This window comes from Chitinophaga sp. CF118 (assembly GCF_900112615.1).
Classification (GTDB): domain Bacteria; phylum Bacteroidota; class Bacteroidia; order Chitinophagales; family Chitinophagaceae; genus Chitinophaga.
This window is the reverse complement of sequence record NZ_FOMK01000003.1, coordinates 921653-947463: the sequence shown is the minus strand read 5'-3', so window position 1 is coordinate 947463 and position 25811 is coordinate 921653. Positions and strand designations below refer to the sequence as shown.

The 25811-nt window shown below is 41.2% G+C and carries 24 protein-coding genes; 16 read left to right on the top strand and 8 right to left on the bottom strand.

What is annotated here, in order from left to right:
• The first annotated feature begins 78 nt into the window (after positions 1-78).
• Positions 79-1335: a cytochrome P460 family protein gene (locus BM176_RS16085; RefSeq protein WP_090104767.1), complete on the top strand. Its 1257-nt coding sequence runs from the start codon at positions 79-81 to the stop codon at positions 1333-1335.
• A gap of 11 nt (positions 1336-1346) precedes the next feature.
• Here BM176_RS16085 and treF read toward each other — a convergent pair whose 3' ends face one another.
• The 6 genes from treF to BM176_RS16055 form a co-directional block, all read right to left on the bottom strand.
• Positions 1347-2927, bottom strand: coding sequence for an alpha,alpha-trehalase TreF (gene treF / locus BM176_RS16080; RefSeq protein ID WP_090104765.1), 1581 nt, complete (start codon positions 2925-2927; stop codon positions 1347-1349).
• Positions 2928-2949: 22 nt separating this feature from the next.
• Entirely contained in the window at positions 2950-4128 is a 1179-nt protein-coding gene (locus tag BM176_RS16075) for a DUF5009 domain-containing protein (RefSeq protein ID WP_090104763.1), read from the bottom strand.
• Between the two features lie 113 nt (positions 4129-4241).
• The gene (gene trxA / locus BM176_RS16070) at positions 4242-4538 is read right to left on the bottom strand and encodes a thioredoxin (protein WP_090104760.1); all 297 of its coding nucleotides are present in this window, start codon (positions 4536-4538) and stop codon (positions 4242-4244) included.
• Positions 4539-4604: 66 nt separating this feature from the next.
• Positions 4605-5012: a hypothetical protein gene (locus BM176_RS32765; protein ID WP_218162218.1), complete on the bottom strand. Its 408-nt coding sequence runs from the start codon at positions 5010-5012 to the stop codon at positions 4605-4607.
• A 598-nt stretch (positions 5013-5610) separates the two neighbouring features.
• Positions 5611-8286 carry a glycoside hydrolase family 78 protein gene (locus BM176_RS16060; RefSeq protein ID WP_090104756.1) on the bottom strand — a complete coding sequence of 892 codons (2676 nt, stop codon included), beginning with the start codon at positions 8284-8286 and terminating at the stop codon, positions 5611-5613.
• A 250-nt stretch (positions 8287-8536) separates the two neighbouring features.
• Positions 8537-9058: an alpha-ketoglutarate-dependent dioxygenase AlkB gene (locus BM176_RS16055; RefSeq protein WP_090104754.1), complete on the bottom strand. Its 522-nt coding sequence runs from the start codon at positions 9056-9058 to the stop codon at positions 8537-8539.
• A 132-nt stretch (positions 9059-9190) separates the two neighbouring features.
• On the opposite strand from BM176_RS16055, the gene BM176_RS32505 reads away from it, so the two are divergent.
• Entirely contained in the window at positions 9191-9337 is a 147-nt protein-coding gene (locus BM176_RS32505; RefSeq protein ID WP_177230425.1) for a hypothetical protein, read from the top strand.
• Between the two features lie 102 nt (positions 9338-9439).
• Complete coding sequence (locus BM176_RS16050; protein WP_090104746.1) at positions 9440-10171, top strand: DUF4476 domain-containing protein; 732 nt, start codon at positions 9440-9442, stop codon at positions 10169-10171.
• A 175-nt stretch (positions 10172-10346) separates the two neighbouring features.
• Here BM176_RS16050 and BM176_RS16045 read toward each other — a convergent pair whose 3' ends face one another.
• Entirely contained in the window at positions 10347-10550 is a 204-nt protein-coding gene (locus BM176_RS16045; protein WP_090104744.1) for a hypothetical protein, read from the bottom strand.
• Between the two features lie 283 nt (positions 10551-10833).
• Between BM176_RS16045 and BM176_RS16040 the strand changes: the two genes are divergently transcribed.
• From BM176_RS16040 to BM176_RS15995, 10 genes are all read left to right on the top strand, one after another.
• Entirely contained in the window at positions 10834-13041 is a 2208-nt protein-coding gene (locus BM176_RS16040; RefSeq protein ID WP_090104742.1) for an Ig-like domain-containing protein, read from the top strand.
• A 237-nt stretch (positions 13042-13278) separates the two neighbouring features.
• Entirely contained in the window at positions 13279-14115 is an 837-nt protein-coding gene (locus tag BM176_RS16035) for an endo alpha-1,4 polygalactosaminidase (protein ID WP_090104740.1), read from the top strand.
• A gap of 172 nt (positions 14116-14287) precedes the next feature.
• Positions 14288-14866, top strand: a complete 579-nt coding sequence (locus BM176_RS16030) for a Crp/Fnr family transcriptional regulator (protein WP_090104738.1) — start codon at positions 14288-14290, stop codon at positions 14864-14866.
• Between the two features lie 102 nt (positions 14867-14968).
• Positions 14969-15487 carry a YceI family protein gene (locus BM176_RS16025; protein WP_090104736.1) on the top strand — a complete coding sequence of 173 codons (519 nt, stop codon included), beginning with the start codon at positions 14969-14971 and terminating at the stop codon, positions 15485-15487.
• A gap of 29 nt (positions 15488-15516) precedes the next feature.
• On the top strand, positions 15517-15735 hold the full coding sequence (locus tag BM176_RS16020; protein WP_090104735.1) for a tautomerase family protein: 219 nt from the start codon (positions 15517-15519) through the stop codon (positions 15733-15735).
• Between the two features lie 4 nt (positions 15736-15739).
• Positions 15740-16474: an SDR family NAD(P)-dependent oxidoreductase gene (locus tag BM176_RS16015; protein WP_090104733.1), complete on the top strand. Its 735-nt coding sequence runs from the start codon at positions 15740-15742 to the stop codon at positions 16472-16474.
• 1 nt (position 16475) lies between these two features.
• Positions 16476-16928, top strand: coding sequence for a nuclear transport factor 2 family protein (locus BM176_RS16010; RefSeq protein WP_090104961.1), 453 nt, complete (start codon positions 16476-16478; stop codon positions 16926-16928).
• An 11-nt stretch (positions 16929-16939) separates the two neighbouring features.
• Complete coding sequence (locus tag BM176_RS16005; RefSeq protein WP_090104731.1) at positions 16940-18025, top strand: NAD(P)H-dependent flavin oxidoreductase; 1086 nt, start codon at positions 16940-16942, stop codon at positions 18023-18025.
• Positions 18026-18029: 4 nt separating this feature from the next.
• Positions 18030-18869 carry an SDR family NAD(P)-dependent oxidoreductase gene (locus BM176_RS16000; protein ID WP_090104729.1) on the top strand — a complete coding sequence of 280 codons (840 nt, stop codon included), beginning with the start codon at positions 18030-18032 and terminating at the stop codon, positions 18867-18869.
• A gap of 314 nt (positions 18870-19183) precedes the next feature.
• Complete coding sequence (locus BM176_RS15995; RefSeq protein ID WP_090104727.1) at positions 19184-20638, top strand: serine hydrolase; 1455 nt, start codon at positions 19184-19186, stop codon at positions 20636-20638.
• A 112-nt stretch (positions 20639-20750) separates the two neighbouring features.
• Here BM176_RS15995 and BM176_RS15990 read toward each other — a convergent pair whose 3' ends face one another.
• Complete coding sequence (locus BM176_RS15990) at positions 20751-22208, bottom strand: alpha-L-fucosidase (protein WP_090104725.1); 1458 nt, start codon at positions 22206-22208, stop codon at positions 20751-20753.
• 229 nt (positions 22209-22437) lie between these two features.
• On the opposite strand from BM176_RS15990, the gene BM176_RS15985 reads away from it, so the two are divergent.
• The 3 genes from BM176_RS15985 (at position 22438) to BM176_RS15975 (ending at position 25765) form a co-directional block, all read left to right on the top strand.
• Positions 22438-23943 (top strand): TolB family protein, encoded by a 1506-nt coding sequence (locus BM176_RS15985; RefSeq protein WP_090104723.1) that lies wholly within the window; start codon positions 22438-22440, stop codon positions 23941-23943.
• A 284-nt stretch (positions 23944-24227) separates the two neighbouring features.
• A complete protein-coding gene (locus tag BM176_RS15980; RefSeq protein WP_090104721.1) occupies positions 24228-25028 on the top strand; it encodes a CPBP family intramembrane glutamic endopeptidase in 801 nt (266 codons plus the stop codon).
• Positions 25029-25183: 155 nt separating this feature from the next.
• Positions 25184-25765: a hypothetical protein gene (locus tag BM176_RS15975; RefSeq protein ID WP_090104719.1), complete on the top strand. Its 582-nt coding sequence runs from the start codon at positions 25184-25186 to the stop codon at positions 25763-25765.
• Positions 25766-25811: the final 46 nt, after the last annotated feature.

Genomic DNA, 25811 nt, shown 5'->3' with positions numbered 1-25811 from the left:
TTTACCACGTTCAAACTATTTGCCATTTATGGATGTATCGTTTTGCGTTACTTTTATGTTTTACCAATACATTATATCATGTCAAAGCGTAAATGGATTGTTAGTTTATTATTCTTAGTGATCTGCTTTACCGGCATGCAATTCATCCGGCCTGAAATAAAAAATCCACCGGTTACCGGCGATATTGCCGCTCCGGCAGAGGTAAAAAATATCCTGAAAAGATCATGCTATGACTGTCACTCCAACGAAACCAACCTTAAATGGTTTGATAAAATAGCTCCTGCTTACTGGCTGGTAGCCGGCCATGTTAAAAAAGGCAGGCAGGCTCTCAACTTTTCAACCTGGGATAGCCTCGCACCTGCCGACCAGAAAGGCAACCTCTATCTTTCCCTGAACCAGATCCTCTTTAAGGAAATGCCAAGAAGTGATTACAGCTTGTTACATCCTACTGCAAAGATCACTGAAAATGATATCACTACCCTGAAAAATTATGTAACCAGTCTTACACCAGTCAAAATATCAGATACTTCGCGGTTCACTGCAGTGGAGAAACAGTATAATGCGTGGATCACCAGGGCAGCCTCTTCTCCTGATGTAAAACCAGTGTTAAACGGGATCGGCTATATAAATGACTATGCTGCATGGAAGGCGATCAGCACTACAGACAGGTTTGATAATAATACCCTTCGGGTGATCTTTGGTAATGACATTGCCGTTCGCGCAATAGAACAGCAGCATACCAATCCATGGCCCAACGGGACTGTGTTTGCCAAAGTGGCCTGGGAACAACTGATTGATGCCGACGGACAAGTACATACGGGCGAATTCAAACAGGTAGAGTTTATGATTAAAGACGCCCAGAAATATAAGTCTACCGCAGGCTGGGGATGGGCAAGATGGAAAGGCCTCGATTTAAAACCTTATGGAAAAACAGTGTTGTTTGCTACAGAATGTGTGAACTGCCACAAGCCACTAAAAGATAATGATTTTGTATTCACTACTCCGCTCTCTTTAAAAGAGGATTACCTCAAATGGAACGTCATTACCACACAAGTCGATAAAAAGAACAAAACCATGTCTACCCTTTATGGTAATGATATTGCTTTCCGGTATGCCCGTAATCCGAAGGGAACTACCTATCCTGTGCACGCCGAACTTGCAATGGTTACATGGAATCAAAAGGCAGATGAGCATTGGTTTGGCGCGAACATTCCTTCACAGATAAAATCTGTTGAACTGGTTAAATTCGAGCCGGATCCTGTTTATCAGGGGAATGGCGATGCGACTGTGAGAACAGCAGCTATTGTTCAGCAAAGAATGTCAGTAACGCCTTAAAACTGTTTACCTTACTTTTTAGATAACAAAAGGAACTTTAATAATACACCGTTAGTCCACCCGAAACCATCCTGGTTAGGATACTCTCCTCCGCCTCCGGCCAGTGAGGTATCTACCACATTATATTTTTCCAGCAGTTTACCCGTCTGCCTGAAGATCTTGATGTTTTCGTGTGTCCAGCGGGTAGCGATATCATGAGCGAGTGAATCTTTATGATATTTTAGTAATCCGGTTACAGACATATACTGCAATGGAGCCCATCCGTTTGGAGCATCCCACTGCTGCCCTGTTTGTACCGGTGTAGTCACTAACCCTCCGGGTTTCAGGAAATCGCGGCGCAGTACTGTTACCATACTATCTGCCTGTCCCTTCCGTGCTATTTCAAAGAAGAAAGGGTACATCCCTGCAAGACTTACACTTGCCGTCTGCATTCCTTTTTTAAAGTCATAATCCCGGAACCATCCTTCCTGCTTATCCCAGCAATAGCGCTGGATTGCCTCTATCCTTTTCGTAGCAGCCAGCTTCATATTATCAGCTCTCACAGTATCTCCCTGTATTTTGTAAGTAGAAGCCAACAGGCTTTCCAGGTAGTACAGCAGACAGTTGAGATCTACAGGCACAATATCTGTGATGTGGATAGTTTCCAATGTCTTACCATCGGCCAGCCACCGGCTGCTATAATCCCAGCCGGATTCTGCCCCGGTGCGCAATTCCCGGTAAACATCCTCTACCGGCTTCCTGCCAGATCTTGCCGCAGTTGCAACATCTTCTGTCCATGCCTCTTCCCTGGGCCAGTTACCAGTATCATAATAACGGTTAAGAACCGCACTATCCGGCATGATTACCACATGTCCCATTGTTTTCCCCAGGGTAGCTCCTGCCATCCAGAAATTATATTCTATCTCCAAAGCCATTTTATAGGTGGACAAGATCTCCTTTTCTTTATCAGGATGACCAGCCAGCATCAATTTCACCATTAATGCAAAAAAAGGAGGCTGTGAACGGGTTAAATAATAAGTACGGTTACCATTGGGTATAAAACCATAAGTGGAGACCAGCCAGGAAAAATTATCCACCATATTCTTAATCAGGTCGGTACGTCCGCTTTCCTGTAATCCCAGGAAAGTAAAATAACTATCCCAATAGTAAATCTCACGGAAACGGCCCCCCGGCACTACATATGAAAATGGCAGATTGATCAGGGAACTTCCTGCATTATATTGATCAGGCTCACGTTTAAGCACATCCCATAATGCATTGATATGTGCATCCACGGGCTGATTAGTATCTGTAACATATTTGCCTGCTATGGGTTGCGGTATAGTAAAGTGTTTACCTACAAACGCCTTCAGATTAAAATCTTTACCATTCTTTTCTTCTTCATACAACCTTAGAATCTTTTCAGGATCATCATTCGCAATACAATCGGCAAATGTTTTACTGTCTTCGAAAATATTTGCCGATTGAACATCCTGGAATAATCCGGGGAATTCGGCTTTAGGGCTGGTACGTTTAATCACCACTTTAGGCCGGCAAGCAGCAATGAAAAGCAGGGTAACTATAATAATAAGTAATGGGGACTTCTGGCTCATGTAGCTGAAGTTAATATTATTACTAGATTTTCAGCCTCACTTTTTTCTTCTCCATCCATCCTACAATAAGAATCACTGCAAAAGCCACCGCTATAGACCTGATGATACCGCCAAAGCCTTCACTCAGAAAGGTGGGGAAATGAAAATGTACCAGCTCGAATATAGAATACAACAGATAAGGAATCAGATAACAGGTAAGCGTACTTGTTCCTGCAGGCCGGATCCGGTTGAACCAGTTCATTTTCCCTTTTACATCCACCAGCCATATCGTCACGTTAAACACTAATATACTAATTCCGGAACAGATCAGCACCCAGGCAGGTGTAGAACGGATCTTTGAAATACCATCTGTATATGGTCGCAATATGATCCCCGCAGCAATGCCCCCTATTCCCAGCAGGGCAAAAGTCAGCAGTTGGGTATTCCTTTTGTCATCCTTCATTAGTTTAATGTAGAGGGAGGAAACCACGGCTCCCGCCATGATCAGCGATACAGAACTACCATCACCAATCAGCCACAACTTTGTAGTGAACCAGCCACCATGATTAGTAATGTTTATCAACAAAAATGCCGCAAGGATAGCGACTAAAGCCGGAAACCGGCCTTTTACCAGCAGGAACAATGTAGCACATACCAGGTAAGCCCAGCCTATAATTCCCAGGATGCCCCACCATGAAGGTCTCATCCAATGAGAATTTTCGGGAGTACTACCACCTTTATAGAGTATAGCCATTAGTAATAACAACAACACCCCTGTACCCATCAGCAGGTATTTACGCGTACGGTTTATTGTTTCCGGATAATCCAGCCATATCAGGAAGAAACCTATCGTGATCAGGATTTCCCATACGGCATGAGGTAGCAATGCTGCTTCATTATTATAACTTTCAAGATTTACATGGAAAAACCCCATTACTATCAGCGCAACAGATCGCACAATAATATGCCACTCTGTACCCCAGAAAGACTCCTGCCGGCTAATTCGTCGGCCAATGGCAATTGGAATGGAAAGCCCTACAATGAACAGGAAAGCAGGGAAAACCGTATCTGCGAATCCAAGACCGTCTTCGTTGGCCTTTACGTGTTCGATCCACGCAGGGATATTACTGACGCCACTCACATCATTTACAAATATCATTGTCAGCATGGTGATAGCCCGGAATGCATCAATAGATAACAGACGCTGAGATAATTTCATCATGATTTTGGTTGTAATAAGTTGTAATAGCTAAACATACAAATATTCGCCGGAAATTAATAACAAAAAGAAAAGCCGCATTTCTGCGGCTTTTTTAAGGATAAGCATAATAAGTTTTACATATTTTGTTTAATAAGCTGCTCAAGGTTACCAGCAGGAACAACCCCGGATTGCCTCCAAAGGATCTTTCCCTTTTTGAACAGGATCAGAGTGGGTACACCCTGTACCTGGTATGCTGATGCAGCTGCAGGATTTTTATCAACATCTATTTTTATAATCGTTGCATCCGTTCCTACTTTTTGCTTTAACTGCTCCAATATTGGCGTCATCGTTTTACACGGTCCGCACCAGGTTGCAAAGAAATCTACCAATACCGGTTTATCACTATTTATAACTTCTGAAAATGTAGCCATATCAATTTATGATTGCCTATAAAGTTACGAAAAAGAGATGTTAACATTTCCATAAAACGGTATGGATTAGACTGCTATTGCTACATTTGAAAGCGTATCAATATAGTTGGCTTCCTTTAACACATTATCTACTCCATAAAAGAGTTGCTGACTGTTAATGTCCATATAGCTTAGCAGATCAATCATTTCCTGAAAATGTGATCTGGCATAGGCAGTCCCAATCGTATTTCCTGTACCAAAACAGATTGCCTCATGATGAGCTACCCTATTCCTGATTGAATTTATTTTACTCAATTTATGATAGATGAAAGTCTGATTATGATGGAAGGGAATATTAGGAAAAATAGCCAGCAAGGTACTTCCTCCTGCATGAAACTGTCTACCGGCGAATAGATGTTTCCAAAATCCGAAACTTAACTTCGCTAATAATTTATCATGTGTATAATCAGATCCCAATTCATCATATACTCCCATTATTTTATTGACAGAGTTTTGGCAATCATTACGGACTAAAAACCCTCCTGGCAGAGTCGACGCCAATAGCCAATCAGGATCACCGGTTATCGCTGAATATTGTGCCCGGTAATGTAAGTCAATTTTATTTCTCAGAACAACCTCGAAAATACCTAAAACAGCCAGGAAGGCTTTTGAGATTCGTATATTAGCCCGATAAAGGCTATAAATTCTGCGCGCATTATTATTACATGCGGCTTTGTATCTGACTAATCTCGGGGATGAGATTAACCTTTCAAATTCAGCGTATTTCATTAACAAACAATTTTTGAAAGAAATTTGGATTAAATGTTTAATTATTCGAAAGATATTATTATCTTCGAAGTGTTATTCCCGGTTTGCCGCTGCTTGCATGCATCCGGGTCTTTTTTTTGCCCTCCCTTTTTTAAAAGCACCCAAAATAAGCGCCCCCTATAGATTAGCAATATAATAAATTTACTTGCATAAATAAATGCCTGAATATTAAAATTCTTCTCTTATACTTATTCAAATCCATAAATTATCTCGGATATAAAAACGGAGAGCCTGTTGCCAGCCCCTCCGATAAAAAGCATTAAAATCATTTCCAGTTAAACTCATAAGTACCTGACTGCAATAAGGTCATTGCCTCTTCCACTACAGTACCATTCAGATACGGTTTTAAACCCTTTACAACCGGCAGTGTAACCGTAGCAGTTGAATTTGGTGGAATAATCACAGTGTAAACTACTTTCTTACCAGTTTTTGTCCAGGAAGAACTGATAGTACCATATGGACCATTATGCGTTGCTTCAAAATGATCAAGACCTGCTACAAAATTAGGAGCAAGTAATACGTTTTTAAAACCCGGATATGAAGGATCTGGTTTAATACCACCAAGACCTTTATAGATCCACGCACCAATTTCGCCAAACATAATATGGTTCATGGAAGCATCACTCTTTGCATCGATCTTCCAGTTTTCATACAAAGTAGTAGCACCGCTCTCAATCCACCAGCCCCAGGAAGGATATGTTTTCTGAGAAGCTATTTTATACGCAATATCAGCATAACCATTTTCACTCAGGGCATTCAGGATTGCTTTTTGTCCTAATAAACCAACATCCAGATGGAACTGGTCAGTTTCCACTCGTTTGGCAAGATTGGCTGCTACATTGCTTTTCAATGCGTCTGGAACTAGTCCCCAGTAAAGCGGAGCACTTAATTCCGTTTGCAATCCGGTTCCATAAATAGCAGTTCCTTTATTTAAATATTTATTATTAAATGCGTTCTTAATTTTAACGGAAAGGGCCAGGTATTTCTCATAATCGGCCTGATTACCGAGGATCTTTGCTGCGTTGGACAGGATCAATGCATCTGCATAATAATAACAGGTGGAAGTCAGTTCAACGGGCGTTACAGACTTCACAGGAACCCAGTCTCCCAATCCCCAGGTAGTTAGTCCTGTTGGGCTTATAAGATCAATATGATCTACGTAACGTTTGATATTGTCGTAGCAGTCGGACAATAACTTCTTATCTCCGTAAAAGAGATAAATATTCCAGGGGATAATTGCAATAGTGCTGGTCCAGTCAGGACCATTACCCCACTCATAACCCCAGCCATTTGTAGGAATAATAGAAGGTAATACGCCATTCGGCTGCTGTTCATCGCGGTGATCGGCCAGCCATTTTTCATAGATAGTGATCCCGTCAAAGCTGTACAATCCGGTTTCTATCGCAATCTGTGCATCGCCTGTCCAGCCATTCTTTTCCCTTTGCGGACAATCCGTAGGATAGCCGAACAGGTTAGAGAGATACGAATTATTGGTGGCAGACCAGATCTTGTCTATTAACGGATTTGAAGAAGAAATATGACCAACAGCAGGTACATCACTATGCATAAAATAACCTACCAGGCTTTCCTTTCTGAGAGTTATAGGATTGCTACTATTAATTTCAACATACTGGAAGCCCTTGTAATTAAAATGTGGCATAAAAGTTTCTTCGCCCTTCCCACTCAGAATATAAACATCTGTCTGGAAGAGATCAGTAGAATCCGTAGGACGGTAATGCACGTCTATATTAGAGATGTCAGTATGTCCATCAGGATATAAACGCTCTGCATGTCTGAGGCGGATTACAGTTCCCGCATCTCCTTTTACCGTAATCTTACTCACACCTGCGATATTTCTTCCCAGGTTAAAAATGTAGTTGGTATCATTGAATTTCGTCATGGTGTATGCAGGAATCTCTTCAACATTCCTTATCGGGTGCATCACCTGCGCTACAATGTTGGTAGAAGGTGCCTGGCGGTAGATCACATTTTTCCATTCCTTATCGTCATAACCAGGTGTGTTCCAGCCTGTTTTTACGAGGCGGGCATCATAATGTTCTGCAGTGTAAATACTGTTAAAGATAATAGGGCTCTGTGCTGTTTTCCAGCTTTTGCCTGAGCTAATAATTTCAGTGGTACCGTCTTCGTAGGTAATTCTGAGGTCCAGGCAAAAAGCAGGACGATTGCGCCAGGGAGCATTGTGGAAATTCCATACCGCTGTGGACTGGTGATTATACCATCCGTTACCCAGCAATACACCGATTGCATTTTTACCTGATTGCAACTGAGATGTTACATCGTAGGTGAGGTATAATGTTCTGCGGTCAAACCGGGTATACATGGGATCCATGCGGTGATTCCCTATTTTTTCCCCGTTAATGTATAACTCGTATAAACCGGCAACAGCAATGTATGCCCGCGCAGATACTACCCTTTTAGATGTGTTAAAAGTCCTCCTGAAATAAGGAGCAGGTTTTATATCGCAGTCCTCATTATCTGAGATCCAGGAGCCGACCCAGTTCTTCATGTCCATCATACCGGTTTCAAAACTGGCAATTGGTCCACCTGTCAGTTTCCTTCCTTCGTGGTCGATTAACTCTACTCTCCAGTAATATTTTGTAAATGGCTGTAGTGGCTGACCATTAAACACTACATGGTTGCTGTCTGATCTTACCCATACGGTATTCCAGATTTTCCCCTCTCCTGCTGCTACTGCGCTGGAATCAGTGTCCACATGAACCCAGTAGGCTTTTTGCAGGCTACCCTCCCGTTTGTCCTCCATTTTCCAGGATAACCGGGGATTACGGGAATCTATACCAATAGGATTATGGAGATATTCACATTCCAGGGCAACTGACTGTGCCATGGAAACGGAAGTAAAAAACGCACTGATAAGCAATGCAGTGGCAAGGGCCCTGAAACCTGATGTGGATTTTAGCATGATAAAAGACTTATTGAAAACGAATAATATAGTTTAGCTGAAAAAAGTACCCAAGTACAAATTAATACTGTAATACCTGTTAACTGTCCCTTAGTATCTTTTACGCTCCGGGTCTTGCAAAACCTCCTCTTTGATTTGTAATAAAATATCTGATATGCCTGCATATCTCTTCTTTACGAATTGGATATCTGTTCGGGTATTCATAGGTAAATAGGTTTGGCTGTAAAGCTATAAAATTTCGCTTATATCTTTAAATGAGATGCTTTATCTGTCTGAACGTCAGGCTCATCCTTCCATTACTGGTATCAGACTGAGGAATAGAGTGTTGCCAGACCCGTTGTACTTCCTGTGTCATATATATTAATGACCCGGAGGGTAGTTCAAAGTCGATCAACTCATCCTGCTCCTGTATTTTTCTGAATCGCAGTGTTCTGGTTTCTCCTACTGATAATATGGCGATTCCGGTATTCTCAACCAGCAAATCTGTCTGGTCTGAATGAAATCCCATTTTCGAATTACCATCAAGGTAGTAATTGATCAGGCAGTTATTGGGTTCAAAGCCAAACTCCTCTTCAATTCTGGTAGCAATATCCTCCAGTTCGGGAATGAACCTTGTATAAGGATAACTGAGTTGAGAATAATTATACGCTACTCCAAAACTTGCGGTTTTCCTGTTGGCCATCCTGTTGTCCCATTCAACATTTACTTTCAATAATCGGAACAGCTCTTCCGGAGCGCTTACAAATTCTTCTATGTATTTAATTCCATGCATTCTCGCTCTAATTTATCTTGGTAAGTAAATATCCCCAACCTTAAAAATATATTATTATATTCATACTACGTTATAAAGTACATTCCCAAGTCTCCTGAACGCTTATTTTTCTTAACCCTAAATTATATTCACATGAAAAAGAAAACAGTGCAAAAACTGCATCTCGAAAAGATCAAAATTGCAAATTTAAGTGCTACAAAACAACAGACTACGAAAGGGCAAAAACCTACCCTGCCTGAATCTGTATGTATTTGCAGCTGGCCGACTGAAAATTTATAACGTTTCAGATAGGGCCGATTAAAAAGCCTATACCAGCATCCTGGCTGAGTATAGGCTTGCTTTAACCGGTAAAAGAGGCTAATTTAGAGCCAAACCTATACCATGAATGTTAGAAACGTGCTTCCCCTATGCTTTTTTCTTACTATGTCGACCGTGTTGCATGCGCAGACTAAACTAAGCATTACGATGGCTGGTAATGCGGCAATACGCATCCTGATCGACGATAGAAATTATATCTGTCAGGATAATTCACTGACAATAGAAGATCTTACACCAGGATATCATTCCGTGAAACTCTTCCTGGCTAAAAAAGAAAGATGGAATAACCCGGCTTATGGGCAAATGGTGTATAATGCTAACGTAATACTGAAATCCCAGGTATATACAGACATTGTAGTAAATCGCTTTGGTAAGGCTTTGATTGATGAGCAACCACTGTCCAGAGGTGATTACTATGATAATATGGACCGTGGAAACGGAGGAAGGGACTGGGACAGGGATAATAACTATCCTCCAATAAATAACAATACGCCTCGTTCTCCCCAGCAGATGTCAGATAACGCATTTAATATGGCTCGTGAAACCATTCGTAAAGAAAGTTTTGATAATAGCCGTATGACTGTCGCCCGGCAGATTGCTGACAACAACTATTTCACCACTGTACAGGTAAAAGAACTCGTTAAACTCTTTTCTTTTGAAGACCGCAAACTGGACTTTGCAAAATATGCTTACGGAAGAACTGTAGACAAGAATAATTACTTTATAATAAATGAGGTGTTTACCTTTTCAAAAAGTAAAGAGGAACTGGCTGATTATATCAGGAACTACAGGTAGATTTTATCTTTAAATTTTGACTGCATGTATGACCCATTTGAACAGTGCAGATACTAATAAAAGGATGCATATATCACTAAAGATATGCATCCTTTTATTAGTTCCAGGAAACATTGAATTAAGCAGGACTTCTTCTTTGATAAAAAGTTAATGATGCCACTAAGCATACGGCTTACTACCTTGAGGAAAAGCCGCCAATCCGGTTCTTTGCTGTTGGTTCCTTATAAATAATGGTGAACAGGATTTTCTTATCTGCCGCACTATAAGACTGGTCTGTTGAAATAATTTCAATGTCTTCATTAGTTGCAAAAAATGTATCCAGTCCACTTTTAAGTTGCGCCGCATTTTCTGCCTCAGTCGTATAAGTTTTGTAAATCATATTGATAGTTTTCCCTAAAGTGGTGCATTTAAGTTAGAAAAACAAAATAAAAACCACATCTACTGCTCTCCCTGTTAATAAATTTCCCAGTAAAGCAGATCGTACACTTTTTATATCAAAACAACACAAAGCGTAGAATTACCTAAATGATAAGGTATTTATACGCTATCCTTTTTATTTCTAAAATCCCTAATTTTGTGTTCATGATTGTCAATAGAGCAATACCCCAAATACAACGTTAAAAGAATTCCATTTTTATTAGTTACCTCCAAAAAAAAACATCATGGCAGAAACAAAAATCACCGCCACAACGCCGGAGCAGCTTGCACAATTGCTGTATAACCGGCAAACATTCCTGTTGAATAAAGTCTTTACACAGGACATTCAAAAGTTTAACAGTATCACTGCATGGGAAGAAATTACCTGTGTAGGATACAATCCCGAAAAAAGTAAACTGGAAGCCATTGTCAGTATTAAACAAGCCACTGGTTATAGCGGCGGACTTTGTACTAACGGTTCCAGGGAATACGTACGCTTTTTTGTCGATTTCAAAGACGGCAACGGTTTTCAGGACATGGGCTATTCCGGCTTTAAAGTAGCCGATATTTCAGAGTTGCCTGCTGGCCCTCAGCACCCCCTCAAATACATGACCCACTTGTTTATCGATGACGAAAAACATCGTAAATTCCTGGATTGCAGAACCGCGGTTATTCCTACTGTGCGTGCAGTGTTGTCATGGAATACTATCCCTTCCGGTAACCCAAACGCGATCCCATATTATGGAAACGTGAAAGATGTTAATATCCAGTTAAAACGCAGAACTCTCATTCTGTGGGGAGATATCTTCAATGCGTTTGAAGTAAAAGTAAAACCGGACTTCCTGGCTCACATCAACGTAAAAGAAGAAGTACATATTCCGGCACCACCTTTGCCTCCTATTGAAGCGCTTTACCAAACCTATCAACGCGCCAAAGTACCAGATCACCGTACCTTCTATTCATCCATTGCACCCGTTATCGCTAACGAAACTCAGTTCATCAAGGCACCCAGTTACAACCTGTTTGAAATCCAGAAACTAAAGGTGAATATCAAAGCAATCACAGATCTGATTCTGAAACCGGTAGGTCAGGCAGATGTGACTTTTGAAGAACTGCAATGCGTAGGTTTAAACACCGCTCTGGATACATTAGGTGCTGTAGTCAGGATTAAAAAATCAAGTGGTTTCAGCGGAGATCTTTGTCATAACGGTTCAAAAGAACATGTTGCATTCTGGGCAGACTGGGATAACAACGGAACCTTTGACCAATACCTTGGTACTTCCAGTATCACCGTACATGATATCGATAATATTCCTGCTGATGGACTGTGCTACAATGTAGACCTGCCCGTTAACCTGAATGGACGTATCAGAACTTGCGCCCTTCCGAATGTAATACGCATCCGCGCAGTACTTTCATGGCAGTCTCTCCCATCTACCACTAATCCTAACCTCCTCAATACCTGGGGGAACCGTCTGGATGCGGTTGTACAGATCCGTCCAAGCCAGGCTCCGTTTGTAGATGCACAGCTGACACTTGTGGGAAGTGTAGATCGCGACTTAATAGATCCGCTTACCTTCCTCGTTAATTCGGATACTACTAACCCTACTTCGAACAACAACCGTCCGTATGGTGGCTGGGTAAGCTTCAACGGTATCATTGACCGTAATGGCTTTAACGGAGTGATTAAATACAAAATTGAGTACAAGAAATATGGTGCATCAGATCTTACTTATGCTCCTATTTCCACTGCGGAAAGTTTCCACATGATTAACTTCATTCCTAATCCAAACGTAGAGTTCAACGACGCACAGGTTGCTCCGGATGGCTGGTTCACCTACAAACAAAACCCTGCTATAGGATTGTACAATGAATACAATTACCTGGGCGGCTGGAGTACCGGCGCACTTGCAGATGGTAATTACACTATCCGGTTCACGCATACAGATGCTAACGGTAATGAACAAATTGCTGATCTGTTTTCACTGGTTGTTTGTAATGTGGAAATGTCCATAAGTCAAACGGCTAATACAAGCGTTGATCTGTCAAAAAGCCTCGATCTGGTGATTGATGGCGGAGATTGTCATTGCTATGATAAGACACCTAACAATCACTTCGTAAATGGTCATCTGAGAGCAGTACATCCTTATTTCGCGAATTGGTCATTAGATCTGCAACCATCGTCTCATACACATGGCACAGTACCAAATCCTTCCAGTCGTTATTACGATGCATTACCTAATGCAGGAGATATTGGCAACCTGGCTAATAATGCAGATGATGGTGATGATAATGCACCTTGGAGCGTAGATGTATCAGGGTTGGATAATTGCGGATATACTGTAAGTCTGGCTGCGCATACACGCGTTATACGGAACAGTTCTACCCAATTCCCATGGTATGGAATAAAGGCTGTTGGTTTCTCTGTAACCGATATATGCCCTAATAAATAAAGTTTCAACAGATACCCCGGAAAATTTCCGGGGTATCTGTTACTTTGATATACAGTTAGAATAGGATTTTGTAGTATTTGATATTCTGTAACATAAATAGCTGGATGAGGTTATATCCGGCTAATTGCATTTGATAATACCTGAGTTAATTTTGCTGACTTCGAAATATCAATTTTGTCTCTTACCTTTGCGCCGACATATCTTAATTATATTTCGTAAACTAAGCGAATCTATCCAATGAGTAAAACCTTTCTTTTCGCCTTCCTTCTTGTCATTGCCATGTCTGGTTGTACCAAAAAGGATACAACTTCCAAAGTTGATCCTATTAACAATTCAGATACCACCGCTACCTGGTGGCAACCTGTAGCAGGTGTTACATTTGACTGGGATCTGGCTGATGTTACTTCAAGTGATACTTTCTTTACCGATGTAGTAGATGTGGATGCTTTTCAAACTTCACAGGCAACTGTAGCTGCTTTACATGCTAAAGGGAAAAAAGTAATCGCCTATGTTTCCGTAGGAACACTTGAAAATTACAGAGATGATGGTAATCTGTTACCGGCCGAAGTGATCGGGAATGTGTACCCGGAATGGCCGGATGAAAGATGGCTGAATATTCACCAATTAGACAAAATAAAGCCATGGCTGATTTCACGCTTCACAATGATCAGGCAAAAAGGATTTGATGCCATCGAACCAGATAACCTGGATGCTTACGAAAATGAAACTGGCTTCGATATCACGCTAACGGATACGAAAAATTATTGTAGCTACCTGATAGAGCTGGCTCATTCTATGGGTTTAGGTATTGGTCAGAAAAATGTTCCGGAATTAACCGACAGCTTTAGTTTGAAGTTCGACTGGGCACTTACTGAAGATGCTTTTGACCAGGGATGGCAGGATGATATGCTTCCTTACATCAGTAAGAATAAACCCGTTTTTGTTACGGAGTATTCTGATGTGACGTCGCAAACTAAATTTCAAACAGTGGTATGCCCTGCGGCGAAAACGAAGAAATTCAGCGCGGTATTTAAGAAAAGAGAACTTGACAAATGGAGTTATTTCTGTCAATAATCTACAAGAAGTTACTTATAAAAACCGGGCAATAAGCCCGGTTTTTTATTGTAAAGTTAATCCTTATCATTCCGGATATAAACTGGCATTATGCCTTCTACTGAATATTCATACTTTTTAAATAAGAATTCTTAACTTCCCGTATTGTCAGTGAAATAAGTTACAACCATCAATGGAAGCTAAGGAAATCTTAAAATCTCATATTGCTAAAATAGTCTCGTTAACAGATGAGCAGTTTGATTATTTCTTTTCTCATTTTAAAAAAGGAAGTTTTAAAAAGGGACAGGCTATTATTTCCGCGAACGATCTGGTAGATTGCGAATATTTTGTGGTTTCCGGCTGTCTAAAATCCTTCTACATAAACGATGATCTGAAAATGTTCATCCTCCAGTTTGCTATGCCTACCTGGTGGGCTTCCGATTACAATGCATTATATAATCATACCAAAGCTACCATTGATGTAGACTGTATAACCGATGCAGAAGTACTCTGCCTTACCAACGACGATAGGGAAAAGTTATGTAAGGAGATTCATAACGTTGAACATTTTTTCCGGTGGAGAACCAATAAAGGATTTGTTGCAGCTCAAAAAAGGCTGTTATCCTTTATGAATAACAATGTGAAATACCGGTATGAAGAATTTTTGAACCTGTACCCCGAAGTGTATAATATAGTTCCTAAAAACCTGATTGCTGCATACCTGGGTGTTTCAAGAGAAACGCTTAGCAGGCTATACCACCCCGAAAAGTGATTTACATCACATAAATTTCCCCCTATCCTCAAATGTGATGTAGGTCACGTAACCACCTGAAAAATCCTTGCTTCCTTTGTGTTGTAATTAAAACACAAAACAATGGAAACTAAAAAATTTGAAATCGTAACCACCCAGAGCAATATTGACTGGGTAGGTAGAAAAGTAACAGGTGCGCACAATGGTACCATCGCCGTTAAAGAAGGTTCACTTATTTTGAACGATAGTAAACTTACGGGTGGTAAATTTATTATCGATACTACGTCCATCAAAATACTGGATGTAACAGACCCGGCAACTAACGCACAATTTGCTGGTCACCTCGCTTCCGACGATTTCTTCTCTATTCAAAAATATCCGGAAGCAACGTTCCAAATCACCTCAGTTTCAGGCAATCACATTGAAGGCGATCTGACCATCAAAGGCATTACACATCCTGTTGGCTTTGATCCAGAGATCAATGTAAACGGCGAATTATTAACCGCAACTGGCAAGCTGGTAATTGACCGTACCAAATACGAAATGAAATTCCGCTCCGGTAATTTCTTTAAGGATTTGGGCGATACCCTGATCTATAATGATTTTGAACTAGATATTAGTATAACCGCCAAAGTTGCTTAGGAAGCCACTTTAGCCTAAAAATTAAAGTTATGCCATACGTTAAAATAGAAGTAACCCGCGAAGGTGTTACAAGAGAACAAAAGCAGATCCTGATCAAAGGGATAACCGACCTAATCAGTGATACACTGAATAAAGATCCGCAATTAACCTTCGTGGTTATTCAGGAAATTGATCTGGACGACTGGGGTCATAATGGAGAACAGGTATCTGTTTTGAGAGAAAAAGGTATTACAGCTACTAAAAAATAACAACATGAAAAAGCAAACAATAATTGTTACAGGGGCATCGTCAGGCATTGGAAAAGAAATAGCCCGCTATTTTTTAGAAAGGGGCGACAATGTGGTGATTAATTCTTCCACCACTGAAAAATTGGAACAGGCTTATCAGGAACTGGGAGGTGGTGAACACCTCGCCATGGTGGCCGGGAATGTAAGTAATAAAGCAACCGGTGAAAAACTAGTAACCACCGCTATCTCAAAATTCGGCTCAGCAGACGTACTCGTGAATAACGCAGGTATCTTTGAAACCAGGCCATTCCTTGAGGTGGATGAAGCTTACCTCGACCGGTTTCTTAATACAAATCTGAAGGGCACTTTCTTTACCACGCAGGCTGTTATTCCGCAGATGCTTAAACAGCAGGACGGAGTAGTGATCAATATCGGTACGCCACTGGTAAACCACGCGTTGGGAGGTGCTCCTACTACTGCACCACTTTCTTCTAAAGGAGCAATCCATTCACTCACTATACAACTGGCTGCTGAATTCGGCAAAAGTAACATCCGGGTTAATACGGTTGCGCCAGGTGTGATCCGCACTCCTATGCATGGTGAAGAAGCCGATCAAAGTGCAGGAATGCATTTGCTGAACCGTGTGGGCGAGGTAGAAGATGTCGCTCAAATGGTTTATACCGTGGCAAAGAGTAACTTTATTACCGGTGCTATTATCAACGTAGATGGGGGTATGGCTGCCGGACATAATCTGCAATAATATGAAAACGCTTCTGTTAACCGCTTTTTTGCTCTGCAGTATGCTGGTATTAAAAGCTCAAAATTCAAGGAAAATGGAAAGCAATCAGCAAGATTCATTAGCAATCACCCAGGCACTGGAAAACTATTACTTCAAAGGTATCTACGAAGGCAATATAAGTACCCTGGAACACATTTTAAACCCCGGTACTTTATTGTTCGGGGATGTAAAGGGGCAGCCTTATGCAAAAACGCTGGATCAGTACCTTGATGGTGTAAAGAACCGCAAAAGCCCGAAAGACTCCGGTAAACCTTTTAAAGGTGAAATCATCTCGGTTAATGTTATCAACTCCATAGCTGTTGCCAAAGTGCATGTTAAAATGTACGACTTTAATTATGATGAGTTCCTGTCATTTCATAAAATCGATAACCATTGGATGATTGTAAATAAAATGATCACTGACGTAAGCCAATAAATCTTAAGGTTATGTGGTACAAAACTAAAGCATCAGAAATACTGGGTATTGAATATCCTATCCTGCAAGGACCTTTTGGTGGTAATCTCTCATCTGTTGAACTGGTATCAACAGTGTCTAACGCAGGGGGCCTTGGGGGCTATGGAGCCTATACATTAAGTCCGCAGGAGATAGTCGATGTAGATCAGCAGATCAAAGCGGCAACCAATAAACCTTACAATATTAATCTGTGGGTTTCGGATACAGATGCGGTGGATGGTACAGTTTCGGACGAACAGTTTAAGCAGTCGCAACAGCTATTCAAACCGTATTTTGATGAGCTGGGAATTGCCTTACCTGAAAAACCGGCACCGTTCAGGTCCCGGTTTGAAAACCAGGTGGAAGTAATCCTGCACCAGAAGCCACCAGTATTCAGCTTTATGTTTGGTACCCCATCTGCCGATATCCTTGAACAATGCCGAAAGCTTGCTATTGTTACAATAGGTGCAGCCACTACACTGGATGAAGCCATAGCACTGGAATCGGCCGGAGTGGATCTGATTATTGCTTCAGGTTTTGAAGCGGGCGGACATCGTCCATCATTTCTGGCACCAGCAGAATCATCTACTACCGGAACCTTTGTATTGCTTCAATTGATTAAAGAAAAGGTTAAAACACCGGTTATAGCAGCAGGCGGCATTGCCAATGGAAAAAGTGTTGCTGCAGCAATGGCCCTTGGTGCAGATGCCGTACAGATCGGTACTGCTTTCCTGGCCTGCGATGAATCTAATACTACAGCCATTCACCGGCAAATGCTGTTTTCGGATGCAGCTAAGTATACTACTTTGTCAAGGGCATTTACCGGGAGACTAGGCAGAGGAATTACCAGCCGCATTGCAAAGGATCTGATTCATAAAGAAAAAGGCTTTCTACCCTTTCCATTGCAAACACAGTTTATGTCACACTTAAGGAAAGCAGCTATAGAACAAGAAAAATGGGATATGATTTTATTCTGGGGTGGGCAGATTGCACCAATACTGAAACATACCAAAGCAAGTGAATTGATGAAGTCAATATTGGAAGAAACCACTGCCTACTTTGACCATTTAAAAGCTTAAAGCCATGAACACTGCAAAAGTATGGTATATAACAGGGGCCTCTCAGGGATTAGGACTAACTCTCGTAAAAAAACTGCTCGAACACGGATACCGCGTTGCGGCTACTTCCCGCGATGCGCATACTCTTAGCCAGGCAGTTGGGGTGATAGACAAGGATCGTTTTCTCCCACTGGCTGTTGATTTGAATAATCCGGATTGTATTGATGAATCTATACAGCAAACGCTGACTGCATTCGGGCAGATCGATGTGCTTGTTAATAATGCTGGTTACGGGATGGCAGCAACTGTGGAAGAAACAGATGAACAGGATATCAGGAACATTTTCGATGTTAATGTATTCGCAACCATAAATGTGGTTAAGAAGATCCTGCCGATAATGCGAAATCAGCATTCGGGCTACATTATAAATATTGGTTCGGTAGCTGGTTTTGTAGGGGCTCCCGGCTGGTCTGTTTATTCTGCTACCAAAGCAGCAGTGGCGGCTTTCTCAGAAGTGATTGCACTGGACGTTAAAGAATTTGGCATTAAGGTTACTGTAGTTGAACCATCGGGATTCCGGACTGGCTTTTTGACTAAAAATTCACTTGCGCTTACCGCCTCCAAAATCGCGGGTTATGAAGCTGTAAAAAATACACAGGATCGATACCTGTCCATGAACGGCCAGCAAGCAGGCGACCCGGATCGTGCAGCGGAAATATTTATCGAATTAGCTGAGAATCCGGCGCCTCCTATGCACCTGTTTCTCGGGAATGATGCTTATAACAGAGCTTCAGAAAAACTGTCCGCCATGTCTTCAGAGTTGGAACAGTGGAAATCAACAACTACCGGGGCAGATTTCAAATAATTAACATCCTATACTCAGGCTTATTTTATATCGGTGTCGGTAAAATTTTGATACCGTAAGGGCATCTCAGAATAATTTTTCACCATCCGTAAATCTAAATCGTAAATCAATTTTTACACAATACCGTTTAGTTAAGCTTTTTAACTAAACGGTATTGTATTTATTGATAAGGATATTGTATTATTGTAATAACAGCCATACAGCTACGAACCCGGGTAGCATAATGGCTGGATTTCTCAGAAAGAAATTACTGCCGGCATAATTTACATAGTCTTCAATAACTTAACAATACCCTGTATTCTAAATGTTCCCACATGAAAATTTCACACAAATACCTGGTTTTACAGTTACTAATGTTGATCCGGCTATCCGTTTACGGACAGGATGGCACTAAAGAAAAAATACTCCAGGTGGAGAAAAACCTGGTAGGTTCAATACAGTTGTCTGGCGAAACGCCCTGGACGATGCAAGAGCGGATGACCCATTATAAAATACGTGGGCTAAGTATTGCAGTGATCCAAAATTATCATATAATTTGGGCCAAAGGCTATGGCTGGGCAAATGATAGTTTAAAAATACCTGTTACCACCCAAACACTTTTCCAGGCAGCATCGATCAGTAAATCTCTGAACGGAGTAGGTCTCCTCAAACTGGTGCAGGAGAAAAAGCTGGATCTTTATAAGGATATCAATACTTACCTCACAAGCTGGCAATTTCCTTATGATAGCCTGAGCAAAGGAGAAAAGATATCGGTAGCTAACCTGTTAAGTCATACCGGAGGATTAACAGTACATGGTTTTAGAGGTTACGACCAAGGAGTCACCTTGCCGACGACAATACAAATCCTTAACGGTCAAAAACCGGCAAATTCGGCACCTGTACGTTCAATGTATGCACCAGGCAAAAAATCGGAATATTCCGGAGGAGGCATTACCATATCCCAGCTAGTTTTGATGGATATAACACATCAGCCGTATGCCGATTACATGAAAAAAGAAGTACTGCGGCCTTTAGGTATGACCGCCAGCACTTATGCCAACCCTCCTGTTGATGTTAAACCGGACTTACTAGCTACTGCTTATGATGGAAATGGAAAGTCAATACCGGGGAAATACCATATTTACCCCGAAGAAGCAGCTGCCGGACTATGGACTAATCCTACTGATCTGGCAAATTATATTATCGAAACGCAGTTAGCATCCGAGGGCAAATCAGCCAAAGTGCTGGACCAGTCAACCACCCTACTCCGGCTTACACCCTACCTGGATAAAAATGCCGCACTGGGGGTATTTATTGAAAACCTCGATAGTACCAGATACTTTGGGCATGGCGGGGCCAATGAAGGGTTCCGCAGCCAGTATTATGGAAGTTTACAGGGTGGGAATGGAATAGTGGTGATGGTAAACTCGGATAATGGTAATATTATACCGGAAGTGATTAACAGTGTAGCAAAGGTTTATGGGTTTAAAGGCCTGTACCGTTCTACTATTAAAAAAACAGTGTCAGTACCTGATTCAGTGTTACAAACTTATGTTGGCCAATATGCCCTGTCTCCTACTTTTATTTTAACCGTAACTAAAGAAGGTAAAAAATTATATACTCAAGCCACAGGGCAAGCCAAATTTGAGATCATCTCCGAGACCCAAACTAAATTTTTCCCAATAGAATTCCCGGCCGATCTGGAGTTTATAAAGGATTCAACAGGGGTGATTAATGCTGTAGTGCTTTACCAGAATGGGTACAGGAATGAGGCTAAAAAGATCAAATAAGTTATTCAGCGTTTTTACAAACAAGTATGAACAATAAGTATTAAAAAGGGAAAGAGAATTGACGTTCTCTTTCCCTTTTTAATACTTATTATTCCTGATGAAGGAGAGGAATTTACATTTGTTGTTTGTAGATGCCAAAAGTATGAATGGCAGGAGATGCTTTTCCGTCAGTGATTCGTAACCGAACCTGAGTAGCAGTTACTGGTTTGAACTTAACAAGCCATTTGTAACCAATAGACTGTTTTCCAGTTGCCTCCGGAATTGGAATCCAGGTTTTACCATTCTTTGAGTATTCCACAGACCATCCGGTGGTACGATGTCCCAGTTCAATTACCTCTTGCAGCATCAGAACATCAAATGTTTTTGCAGCACCAAGGTTGAAAACTATTGTATCGGTATTAAAGCCGTCTGCTGCCGCATAATAAGTGTTTTCAAGATTATCTACCATATAAGATGGCTGATATTTTGCGCCACGGGAATGAAGTGTTTTTATAGCAGCTCCACTGGCAAGATTGGTTTTAAAAGTGCCACGAATCAGAGCACCCAGGCTATCCGTTCTTTTAGCATCAATAGGAGAAACCAATCCTTCTTTATTAGGCGGATAATTCAACAATAACACACTATTATGACCTACTGAGTTAAAATAAATATCCCACAGTGCAGCAACACTTTTCACGTGAGCATCTTCTTCCGTGTGATAAAACCAGCTTGGACGAATTGAAACATCTACTTCGGCTGGCGCATAGGCTGTTCCATTAACTTCACCGTGATTTAATTCATTAATATGATCCGGCTCTTCTTTTATTGACGATGGATTGATGGTTGACCAGCATGGATCACCGGCTATACCTGATTCATTTCCCATCCAGCGGCAGTCGGCAAAGAGATAAGAGTTTTTTGTTCCAAACACAACGCAATTGGGTTGCAAATGGCGGACAGAATCTGCCCATCGTGTATAAAAAGCTTGAGTAAGTTTATCGGCTCCTGCCCCATCCCACCATATTTCCCAGATGGGACCATAATTCCTTAATAACTCTGATAATTGGCTGGCATAGTAATCACTATAGTCAGCAGTCCCGTACCTGGAATCATGCCTGTCGTGTGGTCCAAGATAGATCCCCGCTTTTATTCCGGCGGATTTGCATGCATCTGTAAATTCTTTCACAACATCACCCTTACCATTTTTCCAGGGGCTGTTTTTAACCGAATAGTTTGTGTGGGCAGTTGGCCAGTTACAAAAGCCATCGGCATGTTTTGCCACAAAAATAGCTGTGCCGATGCCGGCGCTTTTTAGTACGCTTGTCCACTGATTACAATCTAATGCAGTAGGATTAAATCGTTCAGGGCTTGCTGTTCCATCACCTTCATTATCATTGGTAAAAGTATTCATACCAAAATGAAAGAAGGCGATTATTTCACGGTGGTACCATTCAATCTGCCTGGCATTAGGTACTGGTCCTACAGGAGTTGGGGCCGTTTGTCCATTAGCATAAAATGGAAGAAACGCACCTATGGCCGCAACAAACACAAGGCGATTCTTTAATCGCAATACAATCTTTTTAATGCTCATATAAGTTAATAAATTATAAATTGGATCTAACAAAATCCAACGACCTGAACAATTCAATGAAATTCCGTTGTAAAATATAAAAATATTCTACATCAAAGGGAAAATTCTAGCTGATAGATTATGAGTTAATTGAAGGAATGCTGATACCGTTCGTCATTTTAATAAAAAAGGTATTGCACATTATAAAAAGCGGTATTATCTTTAGCTACACCTCCCAATTTCAATCATCATGAACATCCTCAAAACTGTCACTTGTGCCATGCTTATAACAGCTGGCAATCCAGCTATATCACAAACTATCGGGGTATTTGATAGAAGTACCGATGTAGGGGCTGTATTGCACAAAGGCAATGCTACCTATGATGCTGCCACGCAGATATATGAACTATCTGGCACGGGTAATAATATCTGGTTTGGAAACGATGGACTTCATTTTGTCTGGAAAAAGATGAAAGGCGATTTCATTTTACAGGCCCGTGGAGAATTACTTGGAAAAGGTACAGAGCTGCACCGGAAATTTGGATGGATGGTGCGTACCAGTCTTGATAGCAGCTCAGCGACTGTTGCTGCTGCAGTACATGGTGATGGGCTCACCTCTTTACAATACCGCAAAACAGCACATGCGGATATGGAAGAAATCCAGTCTGCTATAAAAGCACCTGATGTCGTACAACTGGAACGGAAAGGAAATAAGTATATTATGTCTGTAGCACATTCCGGAGAGCCTTATACAGTGGTACAGATAACTGATATAAACCTGGAAGATGAAGTATATGTTGGTCTGTTCATCTGCTCTCATAATAACAATGTAGTGGAAAAAGTAAGGTATAATAATGTGCGTATTATTGTACCGGCAAAAGAAAACTTTGTTCCTTACAAGGATTACATTGGCAGTCATATTGAAGTGCTTAACCTAAGCAACGGGTACAGGCAGATTGTTTACTCCAGCAAAGCGTCTTTACAGGCCCCCAACTGGACAACCGATAATAAAAGTCTCATCTACAACTCCAAAGGCCTGCTATATCGTTTGGATTTTGGCAAAAAAACTCCTGTAGTAATCAACACCGGCGCTGTAAAGGATAATAATAATGATCATGTACTTTCCTTTAATGGCAAAATGCTGGGGCTTAGCGGCACCGTTAGTGATACACAGGATGGTTCTTTCGTATATACAGTTCCGGTTACCGGAGGAACTCCCAAACAGATTACACCATTAACTCCTTCTTATCTGCATGGCTGGTCACCGGATGGTAAATACCTGCTGTACACCGCCAGAAGGAATAATGATTTTGACATTTACAGAATACCTGCCAGCGGAGGAAAAGAAGTACAACTAACTAATACCGCCGGATTAGATGATGGTTCTGAGTACAGTCCGGATGGAAAATACATTTACTTTAACTCCACCCGCTCCGGCACTATGCAACTCTGGCGTATGCACGCAGATGGCAGTGAGCCAGAACAGCTCACTGCTGATGAATATAATAACTGGTTCCCACATGTATCACCAGATGGTAAATGGATCGTTTTTATTTCTTTTTCAAAGGATGTTGCGCCGGATGATCACCCCTTCTACAAACAGGTATATTTGCGGTTAATGCCTGCCGCCGGAGGAAAACCAATAGTAATGGCTTATGTATATGGAGGGCAGGCTACTATTAATACGCCTTCATGGTCGCCTGATAGTAAGAAAATTGCGTTTGTAAGTAATTCGGGGGATATACAGATTCCATAACGTGGGGAGGAATGTCTAGTCGGAGTTTTTTTAGTTATGGATAGAGCATGTTTCATTTAGATCCTAATTGTACTGGATGTTGTTCTGGAAGATTAAAAGAAGTGGAAGCTATTGGAGATGGTGTGATGTTTCAATCCTTCTTATGGTGGATGTTGTAGAACTTTGGGCAGAACCGGTAGGACATCCAGCATAACAAAAATTGAAACTCCCCATTCCTAAATACTTTTATGTATTTTTAGCCCCCTACTACACCAACCAAACCACAATTAAACAGATCTTCCGAAATGCCAAACCGTAAATCAACAATCCTCAGGGTTCTATTATTTTGCGCTATTTGTGCCCTCATTCTCACCATAACCTCAGGTTCAGTAAAGGATTTGCCCTCTGACTGGAACCAGCATTTACTACTTATCATCACAATCGGCATTACTTTTGGTTTGACAATATTATTTACGAAATGGGATAAACGTCCATTGAAGAGTGTCGGAGTAGTTGCTAACAATATGACATTCAGGAAGCTGGCTATTGGTTTCGGAATAGGTATATTAATGACTTTGCTTCAGCCTGCATTTGTATTATTATCCGGGCATTATAAAATTATTCTCTCCCCTTCCATTAACGCTTACACGATAATTTTTTATTTGACACTTTATATCTTGGCCGCCATTCGTGAAGAACTTGCATTTCGCGGATATCCTCTATTTACCTTGAATAACAGTTTAGGATTATGGCCGGCACAACTTATTATTCTTGTCATATTCTCTTTGGAACATGTTGCTGGCGGCATGAGGTGGATGGATGCATTTCTCGGTGCAGGAACAGGAGCCTTATTATTTGGACTTGCAGCACTAAAGACTAACGGCATTGCTCTACCAATAGGACTTCATGCTGCATGGAATTTTGGGCAATGGTGCCTGGGTTTTAAAAAAGAAACGGGAATCCTGCATGGTATTACGGAGCAGGGTTTCGAGAATGCAGTAGAACGGAATGGATGGATTAGCTATTTGCTAATCATGGTTATTGCCCTGCTGGTTTTCCATTTTTATAGCCCCCGGCACAAAGTACTTCAGTCAATTCAAGACTAACAACTACGCCCCTCCCGACTAAGCATTAGCAATACAGGAGCCATTTAAAATAATCGGATTCTCATACGTTATAAAATAGATCTATCATCTGCCAGCAAATTATCCCCTTAAACCTTATATTTGTCCCCGGACAATACAACCCTTACCCAAACATCATGAAAAAAATCGCAGCATTCGCATTGCTCCTGGTAGCAATTGCAGGCCAGTTGAAGGCACAGGACATCGTTAAAGGAGACCTCGCATTTTTAAAAGGCGACTCCAGCATCAACATTACCTTCGTATACGACAAGCTTACTGTTGGTAAAGAAGGAAAGGAAGCTAACTACATCAAAAAGAAAAAAGCTGAAAAGGAAGCGAAAGAACCCGGTAAAGGCGACGAATGGGAACAAAGCTGGCTGGGTGACAGGAAAAAGCGTTACGAACCCAAATTTATTGAACTGTTCTCCAAATACAGTGAATTTAAAGTAGGTGAAGATGTAACTGCTAAATATACTATGGTTGTAGAAACCAAGTTTATTGAACCAGGTTATAACGTAGGTATCTCTTCCGGCGCTGCAATAGTGAACCTTGAAATCTCTATTTATGATCCGGCTAACATGAAGAAGGTGTTATGTAAGATCCTGATGGATGAAGTGAAAGGTGGAAAAGGACAGTTTGATGCTGGTATGCGTATAGGCGAAGCATATGCTAAAGCCGGTAAAGAAATGGGTAAACTTGTTGATAAAAAAGCAAGATAATCGTTTATACCTTCGGGTTTTACATACGGTTATAAATGGGAAAAGA